Here is a 14,193-nt window from a genome sequence, read left to right as displayed (position 1 = left end):
CCGAGCGGAACACCATCAAGCCGTTTCTGACCATAAGACTGAAAAGGCCGCGTCAAACGCGGCCTTTTGGGTTGAATATCGAAACAGATTTACTTCTGCTTGATCCGCCCATCCAGATAGGGCGTGTAAGGCGCGTTTTCGGCCAGGTATTCCGCCGTTACATCTGCCAAATCGGGGCCAAAGTCATAGGCGTTCTTGTCGTCGCCCGAGAACATCTTGTAGCCGTCACCGCCATTGCGGACGTAGTTGTTGGTGACCACCAGATAAGTCGCGGCCGGATCGATGGGAACAAACCCGTCTCCGTCGGCAACCATGACCTCAGCGATACGTCCTTCGTTCGGCGCAACGGCCGGGTCCCAGGTGAAGGTCAGGCCAGCAACCTGCGGAAAGCGGCCTTTGACCTCTTCCACCTGGCTGACGCCGTTTTCCAGCGCATCGATGACGCCCTGGCCGCTGATCTCAAAGGTCGACAGCGTGTTCTGGAACGGCAGAACGGTCAGCACTTCGCCCATGGTCACGTCGCCCGGATCGATCGAAGCCCGCAGACCGCCCGAGTTGGCAATCGCAATCTTAACGCCCTGATCCGCGACGCGTGCCAACATTGCGTCGGCCACAAGGTTGCCCATCTGGCATTCCTGAACACGACAAACAGCGCGGTCGCCTTCGATGGCATCGGCAGAGTTTGCAACCACTTTGTTGCGGATTTCATCCAATGGCACGGCCAGCTCGGCAATACGATCCAGCGCGGCCTGATCCTCGGTGACGGTGTTGTCCATGATCAGCGGCTCACCAGCAGCCGAGACCACGTTGCCGTCATCGTCAAAGGTCACATTCAGCTCACCCAGGAATTTGCCATAGGCGTAGGCCTGAACAATCTGAACGCCGTTGACCACAGTCGGATACGGGCCAGCGGCCTTGTCCGACGTATTCGACAGATATGTGTTCGAGTGACCACCTACGATCACGTCAACTCCGGTGGTTTCCTGCGCAACGCGCTGATCCACACCGTAGCCCGAGTGGCTGAGAACGATGATCTTGTTAACCCCTTCACCGGTCAGCTTGTCCACCTCGGCCTGAACCGCAGGCACCGGGTCCGAGAACGAGATATTCGGACCGGGCGAGGCAAGCTCGTCAGTGTCGATTGGTGTCAGGCCGATCAGGCCGATCTTTTCGCCGCCAACTTCGATCACGGTCGATTTCTTGATTTTGTCGGTCAGCAACTCTTCGTCCGCGATATCCGCGTTGGACATCAGAACCGGGAAATCGACCGAGTCGATAAAGCCGCGCAGAACCTCGGGGCCGTCGTCGAATTCGTGGTTACCCACTGTCATCGCGTTGTAGCCTAGCTTATTCATAAACTCGGCCGCGACCTTACCCTTGTAGTAGGTGTAGAACAACGATCCCTGGAACTGGTCTCCACCATCCACCAGAATCGAGTTTTCGGCACGGCCACGTGCTTCTTCGACCGCAGTGACCAGGCGTGCGGAACCACCGAAACACTTGCCTTCGGCGTTGTCTTCATCACCGCAACCGCTGTCGTACTTGTTGATCGGCTCAAAACGCGAGTGGAAATCGTTGGTGTGCAGAATCGTCAGTTTGTACTCGGCAAATGCCATGCCTGCGGTCAGGCTGAGCACCGCAGCAGATGTCAAAAGACGGGTGAGCATAGTTTAACTCCCTATTGTTAATTGCGGAGATGTTGCGACGCGCAACGCCGAGAGTCAAAGGGGGAAATCCGGCTTGATTCTACCCGTGGCCCGGTGCATCACGACCGCATGCTGATTTACAAAATTTTTCGGGCCGATGAATGGGCCACGTTACAGGCGCAAGGCGCATCAGACGGGGCGCCTATTGATGTCTCTGACGGATATGTTCATTTCTCGACTGCCAAGCAGGCGACAGAAACAGCCGCCAAACATTTTGCCGGGGTCGAAGGGCTGACCCTGCTGGCATGTGACGCCGATGCGATGGGCGACGACCTGAAATGGGAAGTCTCACGCGGTGATGCGTTGTTCCCGCATCTCTACCGGCAGATTCGTATGAGCGATATCGTTTGGTCGCACGCCCTCCCTTTTGATGGAACGGTTCACCAATTTCCGAAGGAAATGAAATGACCGAATTTGTCGATCCGGAGCGTGCCCAGTTTGAGGCCTTCAAGGACCTCGATCGAAACCACCCGATCGAAATGCTGAACCTGGTTAAGTTTCGTACCGATGCCGCGTATCCCGCAGGGCACGAACTTGCCGACGCCGGCCTGTCCGGCGCGCAGGCCTATCGCAACTACGGCTCGGAAACAGCACCGATCATTGCCCGCCTTGGTGCCTCGATCCTATGGCGCGGCGAGTTTGAAACAACGCTGATCGGCCCGCAGGACGAAGACTGGGACGCTGTGTTCATCGCCCGTTATCCCTCTGCGAACGCGTTCTTGGAAATGGTGACGGACCCTGCATATCAAAAAGCCGTGGTGCACCGGCAAGCCGCGGTCATGACCTCTCGGCTAATAAGATGCGCCCCTGCCCAAGTCGGAGAGGCATTCGGATGAAACTGACGGAAAAACTGGGCCTGGCAGCCCTGCACCGCTTGGATCCAGAGACTGCACACAGCCTGTCGATCAAGGCGCTAAAAGCCGGTTTAGCTCCTGCGCCGGGTCCAGTGACGTCGCCTCGGCTGCGCACTCAAGTTGCGGGATTGGATTTGCCAAACCCCGTGGGACTGGCCGCTGGGTTTGATAAGAACGGCGAGGTACTTAGGCCGCTGTCTCGCGCAGGGTTCGGGTTTATCGAGGTCGGTGCCGTGACCCCGCGCCCGCAGCCCGGCAACCCGAAACCACGTCTGTTCCGCCTGACCCAGGACATGGCCGCCATCAACCGGTTCGGGTTCAACAACGAAGGCATGGAGGTCATGGCCCGCCGTCTGGCTGACCGTCCAAAGGACGCGGTGATTGGCCTGAACCTGGGTGCCAACAAAGACAGCGACGACCGCCCCGGCGATTTCGCCAAGGTCCTGGCCCATTGCGCCGCGCATCTGGATTTTGCCACGGTCAACGTCTCATCTCCGAATACGGAAAAGCTGCGGGATCTGCAGGGCAAGGCGGCACTTTCTGCTCTGTTAAGCGGCGTGATTGAAACCCGTGACGCTCTGCCCCGTCCGCTGCCGATCTTTCTAAAGATTGCCCCCGACCTGACCGCGACCGAATTGCAGGACATCGCCGAAGTGGCCCGCGAAACCGGCGTCGATGCAGTGATTGCAACCAACACCACCCTGTCACGAGATGGCCTGCGAAGTGCCCATAAGGGCCAAGCGGGCGGGCTGTCCGGCGCACCTGTGTTCCAGAAATCAACCCACGTGCTGGCGCAGCTCAGCCAACTGACCGACGGGAAAATCCCGCTGATCGGCGTTGGCGGGATCGGGTCAGCAAAGCAGGCATACGCCAAGATTTGCGCCGGGGCATCAGCCGTACAGTTCTATACAGCTATGGTCTACGGCGGCATTTCGCTGGCAGCAGAGATTGCCCAAGGTCTGGATGACCTGCTGAAGCAGGACGGTTTCACGTCGGTCGATCAGGCCGTTGGCAGCAAAAGAGAGGACTGGCTGTGATCAAATATTGGCACAACCCGCGCTGTTCGAAATCCCGCGCCGGACTTGCATTGCTGGAAGAAAACGGTGCGACGGTCGAAATTCGGAAGTATCTGGAGGATGCACCGTCAGTCGAAGAGTTGCGCGCAGTGCTGTCCCAATTGGGAGTTCCGGCCATCGAGATGATACGGACGGGCGAAAAGCGCTTCAAAGAACTGGGGCTGACTAAAACGACACCAGACGATGACTTGATTCAAGCGATGGTGGAAAACCCCATCCTGATCGAACGTCCTCTGGCCGTGGCCAGCAATAAGGCCGCGATCGGTCGTCCGCCCGAAAACCTGCTGTCGCTGCTTTAGGCGATCTGCGCTTCCAGCTTAGGGTAACGCCATCCCAACGTGACCCCGCGCACGATGTTCAGGACCATCAGCGCGGCCCAAAGCCCATGGTTGCCGAACGTCGGCACCAGCAGGAACAGGGCCACCACATAGATCGCGACGGACTGGATCATCGCCTGCCGCATGGCGCGGGTCCAGGTCGCCCCGATATAGATACCGTCGAACATCCAGCTGGCTACGCCGATCACCGGCGCAAGGGCCGCCCAGAGCAGAAACTCCCGCGCGGCAATCCGTACTTCCGGTGAGGTTGACATCAGATCAATCAGGGATGGTCCGGTTAGAAAGAACACAAGACCCAGGGCAAACGCACCTCCGACGCCCCATTGCGAGGCCATGATCGACGCGCGCCGTACCTGGGCCCGATCACGCGCGCCGACCGCACTGCCCACCAGCGCCTCGGCAGAGAAGGCGAAACCGTCCAAGGCAAAAGCCGTGATCTCAAGAAATTGCAGCAGCACCTGATTTGCCGCCAGATTGACGTCCCCCAGATCTGAACCAACAAACAAAAAAGTGGTAAACGCGCCGGTCAAAAGCACCGAACGCACCATGATGTCGCCGTTCACCTGCATCATTCGGCGCAGACGCGCTGGGTCAAAGATCCTGGGCCAGTCGCGCCACTGATTTCCAGCGAAAGCGTCGTGGCACAACCAGAGACCAAGCGCCAACCCGGTCCATTCGGCGATGAGCGTCGCGATGGCGACACCTTCGACGCCCCAGCCAAGGCCAAGAACAAACCAGAGATCCAGAACGATGTTCAGCCCGTTCATCCAGATCTGCAAAACGAACACACCCTTGGTGCGCTCTACCGCGATCAGCCAACCTGTCACGGCAAAAAGCGCGATCGTAGCCGGAGCCCCCCAGATACGGATCTCCAGATAGGCGCGGGTCAGAGATTCAACCTCTGGACTGGCTGGAGACAGGGCGAACGCCCCCCAGAACAACCAGACCTGCGTCAATATAAAGAACAGACCCGCCGCGCCGCCCAGCAACAGCCCGCGCATCAGCAAGGCTCCGGTTTCCGCCGTGTCCCCTGCACCACGTGCCTGGGCAGCAAGACCGGTTGTCCCCATACGTAGGAACCCGAACACCCAGTAGATGGTGGCCAGAATAACGGCACCCATGCCGACAGCGCCTATCGGGGCCGCCTGCCCCAACTGCCCCACAACACCAGTGTCCACCGCCCCCAGTATTGGCACCGTCGCATTGGACAATACGATCGGCGCTGCAATCCGGAGCACCCGCTTATGCGTAATGGGTGCCGAAGCGTCCTGCATAGCGTTCTATTTTTCGTCAGTAGTGGGCTGTGGCATCAGGAAATGCCCGGAAGCCTGTGCAAAGAGCTTCGCGTGATTGTCTTGCCAGGCCTCGACCCTGACAGAGGCATAGCGACGCCCGGCCCGGCTGATGAATGCGCGCGCATAGGCATCACGCGGCAGGCCTGACCGCAGATAGTCGACGGTGAAATCGACGGTCTTTGGGAAACGTACCGTTTCATAGTCGGCGATATCACTGGCATTCAGTTCCCCGCTTTCGATCTTGGGCAGCAAGAACTCCCAACTCAGCGTGATGACAGCCGTGACTTCTAGAAACGCCGCCGTGACGCCGCCATGTAATGCGGGCAGTAACGGGTTGCCGATCAGTTTCTGGTCGAAATTCAACACGCCAGTCAGTTCATCACCGCGGCGATCAAAGCCGATGTCGAGGAACCGGATGTAGGGCACACCTTCGACTATAGCGTTCAGCGCCGCATCCCGGCGTTGTTTTACGACCTGGACGGGTTCGGGGCGAGTACGCGCCATTACAAACCCTCCACCGTGAATGACCCTGCCGCTGTGGCCACCGGAAGACCTTCGTCTTCGTCCATCGCCGTCGCGCGCACAAAGGCGACGTTCCGTGTGATGTGGTAGCATGTCGCCTGGGTCGTTATCGTCTGTCCCGGTGTTGCCGCCCGCATGTAGTCGATCCTCAGGTCAATTGTCGCCGTACCGCCGGGAGCCGACGGATGGCTCATGACGGCGGCACCACAACAGGTGTCCAATGCGGCAAATACAGCGCCGCCATGAATCACCCCGGTGCGCGGATCGCCAACAAGCTCTTTGCTGTACGGCATTGTAATACCTGCTTCACCATTTCCGATTGAGGTCAGCTTCAGACCCAACGCTTTTGCATGCGGGATCGCCTCGATGAATTGGCGCGCAATTGCGGCTTTGTCGACCATGTACTTGAATCCGTTCTCTTGGTTCATCCCTTTATGAGCCCGTGTCCGCCAAAAGAGCAAGCCCGCCGGTTGCGCTTGCGGCTGACAGAACATAGGCTGCGCCAGAGGAGATCAGGAATGTCCGACAACCGTTTGTCATTCAAAGAGATGTGCGCCGAGTACGATGTGACTCCACGTACCCTGCGCTACTATGAGTACATCGAATTGCTGCAACCCGATCGGGAAGGCAGATCGCGATATTATGGCCCGCGGGAATGCGCACGCATGACTTTGATCCTGCGTGGCCGCAAGTATGGATTTTCGCTGGAAGATATCCGCCAGTGGCTGCTGATCTATGAAAATGAGGGCAACGAGGTCCAGATGCGCGCTTTTGTCGACGTCGCGGATAAGCAGATCGTCGAACTGAACCAGCAACGGCAGCAACTGGACGAGGCGATTGATGCCCTGACCGAGATGCGCGACCAGACGGCCAAATCCCTCGAGTGATTCCGTCGACGCGCCATGGCGCTCCAGAAAAAGTAGCAACTCTGGCTAAGTCCGACCATGCCTTAAGGCGTGCCGGGTCGCTCTTTTGGTTTTTGAACCCCCAAATTCCGTTACGTTAAATTCGAAAAAGTCGGAAATCCGCGACTTGACGCGCGCGGAAGTTACGTAAACTTCTGTTGTGACGCAGCGTTCACATTACGTGAACGTCATCTACATGTTGTAACGTGCGCATCGACTGCGCAACTGACTTTCATTGACGCCAGTGACGAGAGTGCTGAAACCATGACCGAAGATCTGATGACCATCCGCGAAATGTGCGAGACCTATGATGTCACGCCCCGTACGTTGCGGTTCTACGAGGCCAAAGAGCTTTTGTTTCCGATCCGTGAAGGCCAGAAACGGCTGTTCACCAAAAGCGATCGTGCCCGCCTGAAATTGATCCTGCGCGGCAAGCGCTTTGGGTTCAGCCTGGAAGAAATTCGCCAGCTTCTGGACCTTTACCATGTCGGCGACCAACAGATGACTCAGATATCGCGCACCTATGAAATTGCGTGCGAGCGTCTGGAAGACATGGAAGCGCGCCGTGAGGAACTGACCCAGGCGATCGACGACCTGAAAGAACAGTTGCGCTGGGGCGAGAAAGTCATCGCCTCGGTCAAACAAGACAAAAAGGCTGCCGAGTAACCCCCTCGCCTGCCTACCACCCGGACATATGAATTAAAGGGAGCTTCACATGCCCGTCTACAACGCGCCAACCAAAGATACGCAGTTCATTCTGCACGACGTACTGAAAATCTCGGACTCCGACGTTCCGGGGTACAACGAGCTTGAAGCCGAATTCACAGGCGCCGTTCTGGAAGAAGCAGGCAAAGTGGCCACCAATGTTCTGCACCCGCTGAACGTGGTTGGGGACACCGAAGGATGCCGGTTGGAAAACGGTATCGTATACACGCCGACCGGGTTCAAAGACGCCTTTGAGCAGATGAAAGAAGGTGGCTGGACTGGGCTCGACATGCCGGAAGAGTATGGCGGTCAGAATATGCCATACGTCCTGGGCACCGCCGTTGGCGAGATGTTCTCGGCTGCGAACCAGGCATTCGTGATGTATCAGGGCCTGACGCACGGCGCGGCGTCAGCGATCCTGGCGCACGGAACCGACGAACAGAAAGACAAATACCTGCCCAATATGGTCAGCTGCGAATGGACCGGCACCATGAACCTGACGGAACCGCATTGCGGCACCGATCTGGGCCTGATGCGCACCAAGGCAGAACCGCAGGGCAACGGCAGCTATAAGATTTCGGGCCAAAAGATATTTATCTCGTCCGGAGATCACGACATGGCTGACAACATCATCCACCTGGTGTTGGCCAAGATCCCCGGCGGCCCCGAAGGAATCAAGGGCGTCTCCCTGTTCATCGTGCCCAAGTTCATCGTCAATGAAGATGGTACGCCGGGCGAGCGTAACGGAGTTTCGGTCGGCAAGATCGAAGAGAAGATGGGTATCCACGGCAACTCGACCTGCGTCATGAACTATGACGAAGCCACCGGCTGGCTGCTGGGCGAAGAGCACAAAGGCATGCGTGCCATGTTCACCATGATGAACGAAGCGCGTCTGGGTGTGGGCATGCAAGGTCTGTCTCAGGCAGAGGCCGCGTACCAGAATGCCGTCGAATACGCCAAAGACCGCCTGCAGGGCCGTGACGTGACCGGTGTAAAGAACCCGGACGGCCCAGCTGATCCGCTGATCGTGCACCCGGACATCCGCCGCAACCTGATGGACCAGAAAAGCTTCACCGAAGGTGCGCGTGCGTTCATCCTGTGGGGCGCGACCATGATCGACAAGGCGCATCGGTCTGACGACAAAGATGCGGACGGACTGATCTCGCTGCTGACACCGGTCATCAAAGGCTTTTTGACCGATCAGGGCTATGACATGACCGTTCAGGCGCAGCAGGTCTATGGCGGCCACGGCTACATCGAAGAATGGGGCATGTCGCAATACACCCGCGATGCCCGTATCGCGATGATCTACGAAGGGGCCAATGGGGTTCAGGCGCTGGATCTGGTCGGTCGTAAGCTGGCGCAAGACGGCGGCAAGCACGTCATGGCGTTCTTCGACATGGTCAAGACCTTCTGCAAAGACAACGCTGGTAAAGACGAAGCCTATGACAAGGCCTTCATCGAACCGCTGAAGGCTGCGTCCAAAGACCTGCAGGCCGCTGGCATGTACTTCATGCAGGAAGGCATGAAGAACCCCAACAATGCTCTGTCCGGTTCTTATGACTTCATGCACATGTTCGGACATGTTTGCCTGGGCTTGATGTGGGCGCAGATGGCCAAAGCCGCGCAAGATGCGCTGGATGGCGGCGCGTCGGACAAGGAGTTCTACGAGACCAAGATCAACACCGGGCGCTTCTACATGGCGCGCCGCCTGCCCGCCACAGGCATGCATTTGGCGCGCATCCAGACGGGCGCGGACACGGTCATGGCTCTGGACGCGGCGAACTTCTGATCTCAGTCTGGGTCCGGGCGATATCGCCCGGACCCAGCTTACCGGAGGAACCACATGCCAAAGCGTTTTCGACTAACCCGCCGCTTTCCCGTCGCAATGACCGAAGACGGGTATCGCAAGCTCAAAGCGTTCGCGCGTGATGCTGGATTGGACGAAGGAGAGGCGCTGTCGTTTCTATTCGAGAATTTCAACAGCGTGATCAACGAGGACAACCTGACCCACCGCCTGCGTATCTTCAATTCGGAGCTGGATGACCGCAAGCGGTAAAAACATCAGCCACCTTCAATCAGGTGGGCGTGTTTTCAGAAAGCCAAACCCCAATGGCGCTTAGCCTTATGGTTCGTCTTTCTCGAAATACGCGAAATTCGACTTCGCACCATGCGCCTTGGGAGGGGCGATCACATGACAATCATGCTTCATTGCTTCGGAGAAAGCGGAAACAGTTATAAGGCTGCGCTGGCGCTGGAAATGTCCGGGCTGGAGTGGGAACCGGTCTTTGTCGACTTTTTCAAAGGTGTAACTCGCACGCCCGAGTTTCGCGCCGAAGTGAATGAAATGGGCGAAGCACCTGTCCTGATCGACGGTGATTTCCGCACAAGCCAGTCTGGCGCCATTCAGACCTATGTGACTGAGAAGTCAGGTAAGTTCGGTGGCAAGAACCGGGAAGAGAATTACGATGTTCTGCGCTGGGTGCTGTGGGATAATCACAAACTCAGCTCGATGGCCGGCCTGACCCGCTTCCTGATCAATTTCCTCCCGGAACAGCACCGCAATCCCGATGTGATCGCTTTCAATCAAGGGCGCCTGAAGGCCGCTTACCAAGTGTTGAACGATCATCTGAACGGCCGCGCCTGGATTGTTGGCGACGATGTCACGAACGCCGATCTCAGCTGCTGCAGCTATCTCTATTACCCCGAACCATTCGGCTTTGACCGCGCCGACTGGCCCCATATCGACGCCTGGCTGTCTCGCTTGTCCGAGCAGCCTGGCTGGAAACACCCCTATGACCTGATGCCCGGCAACCCGTCGGATCGAGCTTGAGGAGAAGACCCATGACCGAAGCTTATATTTATGACGCCCTGCGCACCCCGCGCGGCAAGGGCCGCAAGGATGGCAGCCTGCACGAGGTAACCTCGGTGCGCCTGTCCGCCCTGACCCTGAACGCGATGAAAGAGCGTAACAACCTCGAAGGCCACGCCGTAGAAGACGTGATCTGGGGCAACGTCACGCAAGTGATGGAACAAGGCGGCTGTCTGGCACGCTCGGCGGTTCTGGCCTCTGATCTGGATCAGTCGATCCCCGGTCTGGCGATCAACCGTTTCTGCGCTTCCGGCATGGAAGCTGTGAACCTCGCGGCGAACCAGGTCAAAGGTGGCGCAGGTGAGGCTTACATCGCAGGTGGCGTCGAAATGATGGGCCGTGTGGCAATGGGCAGCGACGGTGCAGCGATCGCGGTTGACCCTTCGCTGGCGATGGAGACCTACTTCGTGCCGCAGGGTATCTCGGCCGACATTATCGCGACCGAATATGGCTTTAGCCGTGACGACGCCGACGCGTTGGCGATGGAATCGCAGCGCCGAGCCGCGGAAGCATGGGCAGACAACCGTTTTGATAAATCGGTTATCACCATCAAGGATCAGAACGGCCTGACCATTCTGGACCGCGACGAATACATGCGCCCCGGCACTGACATGCAAAGCCTTGGTGGCCTGAACCCGGCCTTCCAGATGATGGGCGAACAGATGCCCGGCTTCGACAAGGTGGCCATGCTGAAATACCCGCATCTGGAAAAGATCAACCACATCCACCACGCGGGCAACAGCTCGGGCATCGTGGATGGTGCTGCGGCGGTTCTCATCGGCAACAAGGAGTTCGGCGAGAAATACGGCCTCAAGCCGCGCGCTCGCATCAAGGCAACCGCCAAGATTGGCACCGACCCGACCATCATGCTGACTGGCCCGGTACCGGTGACCGAGAAGATTCTGGCCGACAACGGTATGAAGATCAGTGATCTGGACCTGTTCGAAGTCAACGAAGCCTTTGCCTCGGTCGTGCTGCGCTTCCAGCAGGCGTTTGATGTCGACCCCGGTTTGGTCAACGTCAACGGCGGCTCGATCGCTATGGGCCACCCGCTGGGCGCAACCGGTGCGATGATCATTGGAACTCTGCTGGATGAGTTGGAGCGTCAGGACAAGGAAACCGGTCTGGCGACGCTCTGCATTGCATCCGGCATGGGTGCAGCAACCATTATCGAGCGGGTCTGATGCCCAAGCTGGATCTCTCTCAGATTCCGTTCAAGGGCGGCTCGGCCTATCCCGGCAAGCTGGCTGAAGCGACCGCAGGTCGTTTCGTTCAGCGTGTGGGCGATGCAGGCGGGCTGTCCCAATACGGGGTCAACATCGTGCGGTTGGAACCGCAGGGCATGTCTTCGCTGCGCCATTACCACATGGAGCAGGACGAATTTGCCATCATGCTCAGCGGCACCTGCGTGCTGATTGATGACGATGGTGAGCATGAGATGCAGCCCGGCGACTGCGCCGCTTGGCCCGCAGGTGAGGCCAACGGCCATCACCTTGTGAACAAAACCGATGCGCCCGCGACCTTTCTGGTGGTGGGAACACGGACCCCGACCGAGACCGCATATTACAGCGACTTAGACATGATGGTGAAGGATGATGAGAACGGATTCTCCTTCACCCGCAAGGATGGCAGCCCGTTGACGGCTGACCAGATTGGAGATGACAATGACTGATTTCACTCTGAGCAAAGACGCAGACGGCGTCGCCACAATCACCTGGGATGTGCCCGGGAAAACCATGAACGTGATGTCCTTTGACGGGCTGGCACAGCTGAGCGATCTGGTCGATCAGGCGCTGGCTGATGACGACGTCAAAGGCATCATCATCACCTCGGGTAAGGAAGGGTCCTTCGCTGGTGGCATGGACCTGAACCTGTTGGCAGTGATGAAGGAACAGGCGGGCGACAACCCGGCAAAAGGCTTGTTCGAGGGCACAATGCAGATGCACGCACTGCTGCGTAAGATCGAGATGGCGGGCATGGACCCCAAGACCAAGAAGGGCGGCAAGCCGATTGCCACCGTTCTGCCCGGCACTGCCGCAGGCATTGGCATGGAACTGCCGCTGTCCACGCACCGCATCTTTGCGGCCGAAAACCCCAAGGCCAAATATGGCCTGCCCGAGATCATGGTCGGCATCTTCCCCGGCGCGGGTGGCACCACCCGGATGGTCCGCAAGGTTGGCGCGATTGCGGCGGCTCCGCTGCTGCTGGAAGGCAAAATGCTGGACGTCAAGAAAGCCAAGGGCGCGGGTTATATTGACGAAGTCGCAGCCGACCCGATGGCCGCAGCCAAGGAATGGGTGCTGAACGCCAAGGACGCAGACATCATCAAACCGTGGGATGCGAAGGGCTATAAGATGCCCGGCGGCGCGCCTTACCACCCTGCTGGTTTCATGAACTTCGTTGGTGCATCGGCGATGGTAAACGGCAAGACCCAAGGCGCCTTCCCTGCGACCAAGGCTCTGCTGAGCGCGGTTTACGAAGGTGCGCTGGTCGATTTCGACACCGCCCTGAAGATCGAGGCGCGTTGGTTCACCTCTGTCCTGATGAACCCCTCTTCGGGTGCGATGATCCGGTCGCTGTTCCTGAACAAGGAAGCGTTGGAAAAAGGTGCCGTGCGTCCTGCCGGTGTTCCCGATCAGTCGGTCAAGAAGATCGGCGTACTGGGCGCAGGCATGATGGGTGCCGGTATCGCGCTGGTGTCGGCCCAGGCTGGGATGGAAGTGGTTCTTGTGGACCGCGACCAGGAAGCTGCGGACAAAGGCAAAGCCTATACCGAGAGCTATCTCGACAAGGGCATGAAGCGCGGCAAAGTCACGGCTGAGAAGAAAGAGGCCATGCTGGCCCGCATCACCGCGACCCCGGATCTGGACAACCTCAAAGGATGCGATCTGATCATCGAAGCCGTCTTCGAAGACGTGGGCGTCAAGGCCGAGATGACCAAGAAGGTCGAGGCGATTATCCCCGAGGATTGCATCTTTGCCTCGAACACTTCGACCCTGCCGATCACCGATCTGGCCAAAGCATCCGTGCGCTCGGATCAGTTCATCGGTATTCACTTCTTCTCACCGGTCGAGAAGATGTTCCTAGTCGAGATTATCAAGGGTAAAGAAACCGGTGATCGCGCGGTTGCCAAGGCGCTGGACTATGTGCGCCAGATCCGCAAGACGCCGATCGTGGTCAACGATGCGCGTTTCTTCTACGCCAACCGTTGCATCATTCCCTATATCAACGAAGGTCTGCGCATGATCACCGAGGGCGTCAGCCCAGTGTTGATCGACAACGCCGCGCGTCAGTTGGGCTTCCCCGTTGGGCCGATCCAGCTGAACGATGAGACCTCGATTGATCTGGGCGCCAAAATTGCTCGCGCGACCAAAGCCGCGATGGGTAATGCCTATCCGGATAACCCCGGCGATGATCTGATCTTCTGGATGGAGGAAGAGGGTCGTCTGGGACGCAAGGCAAACGCAGGTTTCTTCGACTATGACGAAAAGGGCAAGCGCACTGAGTACTGGAAGGGTCTGCAGGAGAAATATCCGCATGCCGAGGACCAGCCTGACCTGATCGAAGTACAGGAACGTCTGATGTTCGCACAGGTTCTGGAAGCGGTCCGCGCGCTGGAAGAAGGCGTTCTGGAGGACATCCGCGAAGGCGACGTGGGCGCAATCCTTGGCTGGGGCTTTGCACCATGGTCGGGTGGTCCGCTCAGCTGGCTGGACATCATCGGCACGCCCTACGCGGCCGAGCGCTGCGACCAGTTGACGGCACAGTATGGCGAACGCTTCGCCTGCCCGCCGCTGCTGCGTGAGATGGCTGAGAAAGGCCAAAGCTTCTATGGTCGCTTTGACCCCGAAGCAAAAGCTGCCTAAAAAATTGACGCTGGTGCGGGTTACCGCGCCAGCGCCATTCTTTAATCAATAGCT

At 58.3% G+C, this 14,193-nt stretch carries 16 protein-coding genes; 12 read left to right on the top strand and 4 right to left on the bottom strand.

Annotated features, from left to right (window positions below; translation table 11 throughout):
* Nucleotides 1-89: 89 nt before the first annotated feature.
* Nucleotides 90-1,667 (bottom strand): bifunctional metallophosphatase/5'-nucleotidase, encoded by a 1,578-nt coding sequence (locus AC2FI9_RS13650; protein ID WP_496768305.1) that lies wholly within the window; start codon nucleotides 1,665-1,667, stop codon nucleotides 90-92.
* Nucleotides 1,668-1,775: 108 nt separating this feature from the next.
* On the opposite strand from AC2FI9_RS13650, the gene AC2FI9_RS13645 reads away from it, so the two are divergent.
* The 4 genes from AC2FI9_RS13645 to arsC are packed head-to-tail and all read left to right on the top strand — an operon-like array spanning nucleotide 1,776 to nucleotide 3,935.
* Nucleotides 1,776-2,114 (top strand): DUF952 domain-containing protein, encoded by a 339-nt coding sequence (locus tag AC2FI9_RS13645; protein ID WP_496768302.1) that lies wholly within the window; start codon nucleotides 1,776-1,778, stop codon nucleotides 2,112-2,114.
* Complete coding sequence (locus tag AC2FI9_RS13640) at nucleotides 2,111-2,542, top strand: DUF1330 domain-containing protein (protein WP_496768300.1); 432 nt, start codon at nucleotides 2,111-2,113, stop codon at nucleotides 2,540-2,542. The genes AC2FI9_RS13645 and AC2FI9_RS13640 overlap by 4 nt, the downstream gene beginning before the upstream one ends.
* The gene (locus tag AC2FI9_RS13635; protein ID WP_496768298.1) at nucleotides 2,539-3,597 is read left to right on the top strand and encodes a quinone-dependent dihydroorotate dehydrogenase; all 1,059 of its coding nucleotides are present in this window, start codon (nucleotides 2,539-2,541) and stop codon (nucleotides 3,595-3,597) included. The genes AC2FI9_RS13640 and AC2FI9_RS13635 overlap by 4 nt, the downstream gene beginning before the upstream one ends.
* On the top strand, nucleotides 3,594-3,935 hold the full coding sequence (gene arsC / locus AC2FI9_RS13630; protein WP_496726102.1) for an arsenate reductase (glutaredoxin): 342 nt from the start codon (nucleotides 3,594-3,596) through the stop codon (nucleotides 3,933-3,935). Before AC2FI9_RS13635 ends, arsC begins: the two co-directional genes overlap by 4 nt.
* On the opposite strand, the gene AC2FI9_RS13625 is transcribed toward arsC, so the two are convergent.
* From AC2FI9_RS13625 to AC2FI9_RS13615, 3 genes are read right to left on the bottom strand one after another with little or no spacing between them, the layout of a single operon-like run.
* On the bottom strand, nucleotides 3,932-5,248 hold the full coding sequence (locus AC2FI9_RS13625) for an MATE family efflux transporter (RefSeq protein ID WP_496739735.1): 1,317 nt from the start codon (nucleotides 5,246-5,248) through the stop codon (nucleotides 3,932-3,934). The two genes, arsC and AC2FI9_RS13625, sit on opposite strands and share 4 nt — an antisense overlap.
* 6 nt (nucleotides 5,249-5,254) lie before the next feature.
* Nucleotides 5,255-5,773, bottom strand: coding sequence for a PaaI family thioesterase (locus tag AC2FI9_RS13620; protein WP_496768296.1), 519 nt, complete (start codon nucleotides 5,771-5,773; stop codon nucleotides 5,255-5,257).
* A complete protein-coding gene (locus AC2FI9_RS13615) occupies nucleotides 5,773-6,192 on the bottom strand; it encodes a PaaI family thioesterase (protein WP_058274208.1) in 420 nt (139 codons plus the stop codon). The genes AC2FI9_RS13620 and AC2FI9_RS13615 overlap by 1 nt, the downstream gene beginning before the upstream one ends.
* Nucleotides 6,193-6,309: 117 nt before the next feature.
* Here AC2FI9_RS13615 and AC2FI9_RS13610 point away from each other — a divergent pair, with 117 nt between their 5' ends.
* The 8 genes from AC2FI9_RS13610 to AC2FI9_RS13575 all read left to right on the top strand — a co-directional run bounded on the left by AC2FI9_RS13610 (nucleotide 6,310) and on the right by AC2FI9_RS13575 (nucleotide 14,139).
* Nucleotides 6,310-6,678 (top strand): MerR family transcriptional regulator, encoded by a 369-nt coding sequence (locus AC2FI9_RS13610; RefSeq protein ID WP_496768294.1) that lies wholly within the window; start codon nucleotides 6,310-6,312, stop codon nucleotides 6,676-6,678.
* A 282-nt stretch (nucleotides 6,679-6,960) separates the two neighbouring features.
* Entirely contained in the window at nucleotides 6,961-7,362 is a 402-nt protein-coding gene (locus tag AC2FI9_RS13605) for a MerR family transcriptional regulator (protein WP_058274210.1), read from the top strand.
* 49 nt (nucleotides 7,363-7,411) lie between these two features.
* The gene (locus AC2FI9_RS13600) at nucleotides 7,412-9,193 is read left to right on the top strand and encodes an acyl-CoA dehydrogenase C-terminal domain-containing protein (RefSeq protein ID WP_496768292.1); all 1,782 of its coding nucleotides are present in this window, start codon (nucleotides 7,412-7,414) and stop codon (nucleotides 9,191-9,193) included.
* Nucleotides 9,194-9,247: 54 nt separating this feature from the next.
* On the top strand, nucleotides 9,248-9,460 hold the full coding sequence (locus AC2FI9_RS13595) for a hypothetical protein (RefSeq protein ID WP_058274212.1): 213 nt from the start codon (nucleotides 9,248-9,250) through the stop codon (nucleotides 9,458-9,460).
* A 135-nt stretch (nucleotides 9,461-9,595) separates the two neighbouring features.
* Entirely contained in the window at nucleotides 9,596-10,234 is a 639-nt protein-coding gene (locus tag AC2FI9_RS13590) for a glutathione S-transferase family protein (RefSeq protein WP_496768290.1), read from the top strand.
* Nucleotides 10,235-10,245: 11 nt separating this feature from the next.
* The gene (locus AC2FI9_RS13585) at nucleotides 10,246-11,457 is read left to right on the top strand and encodes an acetyl-CoA C-acetyltransferase (protein ID WP_496768289.1); all 1,212 of its coding nucleotides are present in this window, start codon (nucleotides 10,246-10,248) and stop codon (nucleotides 11,455-11,457) included.
* Entirely contained in the window at nucleotides 11,457-11,945 is a 489-nt protein-coding gene (locus AC2FI9_RS13580) for a cupin domain-containing protein (protein WP_496768287.1), read from the top strand. The genes AC2FI9_RS13585 and AC2FI9_RS13580 overlap by 1 nt, the downstream gene beginning before the upstream one ends.
* Nucleotides 11,938-14,139 carry a 3-hydroxyacyl-CoA dehydrogenase NAD-binding domain-containing protein gene (locus AC2FI9_RS13575; protein ID WP_496768286.1) on the top strand — a complete coding sequence of 734 codons (2,202 nt, stop codon included), beginning with the start codon at nucleotides 11,938-11,940 and terminating at the stop codon, nucleotides 14,137-14,139. The genes AC2FI9_RS13580 and AC2FI9_RS13575 overlap by 8 nt, the downstream gene beginning before the upstream one ends.
* Nucleotides 14,140-14,193 lie beyond the last annotated feature (54 nt).

This window comes from Ruegeria sp. CDSA246 (assembly GCF_059611225.1).
Note: the sequence above shows the minus strand (reverse complement) of the source record. Positions and strands in the feature narration are given on the sequence as shown.

Coding starts and splice junctions, on each gene's coding strand:
- AC2FI9_RS13650 (WP_496768305.1), bottom strand. CDS start 1,667: ATGCTCACCCGTCTTTTGACATCTGCTGCGGTGCTCAGCCTGACCGCA.
- AC2FI9_RS13645 (WP_496768302.1), top strand. CDS start 1,776: ATGCTGATTTACAAAATTTTTCGGGCCGATGAATGGGCCACGTTACAG.
- AC2FI9_RS13640 (WP_496768300.1), top strand. CDS start 2,111: ATGACCGAATTTGTCGATCCGGAGCGTGCCCAGTTTGAGGCCTTCAAG.
- AC2FI9_RS13635 (WP_496768298.1), top strand. CDS start 2,539: ATGAAACTGACGGAAAAACTGGGCCTGGCAGCCCTGCACCGCTTGGAT.
- AC2FI9_RS13625 (WP_496739735.1), bottom strand. CDS start 5,248: ATGCAGGACGCTTCGGCACCCATTACGCATAAGCGGGTGCTCCGGATT.
- AC2FI9_RS13620 (WP_496768296.1), bottom strand. CDS start 5,773: ATGGCGCGTACTCGCCCCGAACCCGTCCAGGTCGTAAAACAACGCCGG.
- AC2FI9_RS13615 (WP_058274208.1), bottom strand. CDS start 6,192: ATGGTCGACAAAGCCGCAATTGCGCGCCAATTCATCGAGGCGATCCCG.
- AC2FI9_RS13610 (WP_496768294.1), top strand. CDS start 6,310: ATGTCCGACAACCGTTTGTCATTCAAAGAGATGTGCGCCGAGTACGAT.
- AC2FI9_RS13605 (WP_058274210.1), top strand. CDS start 6,961: ATGACCGAAGATCTGATGACCATCCGCGAAATGTGCGAGACCTATGAT.
- AC2FI9_RS13600 (WP_496768292.1), top strand. CDS start 7,412: ATGCCCGTCTACAACGCGCCAACCAAAGATACGCAGTTCATTCTGCAC.
- AC2FI9_RS13595 (WP_058274212.1), top strand. CDS start 9,248: ATGCCAAAGCGTTTTCGACTAACCCGCCGCTTTCCCGTCGCAATGACC.
- AC2FI9_RS13590 (WP_496768290.1), top strand. CDS start 9,596: ATGACAATCATGCTTCATTGCTTCGGAGAAAGCGGAAACAGTTATAAG.
- AC2FI9_RS13585 (WP_496768289.1), top strand. CDS start 10,246: ATGACCGAAGCTTATATTTATGACGCCCTGCGCACCCCGCGCGGCAAG.
- AC2FI9_RS13580 (WP_496768287.1), top strand. CDS start 11,457: ATGCCCAAGCTGGATCTCTCTCAGATTCCGTTCAAGGGCGGCTCGGCC.
- AC2FI9_RS13575 (WP_496768286.1), top strand. CDS start 11,938: ATGACTGATTTCACTCTGAGCAAAGACGCAGACGGCGTCGCCACAATC.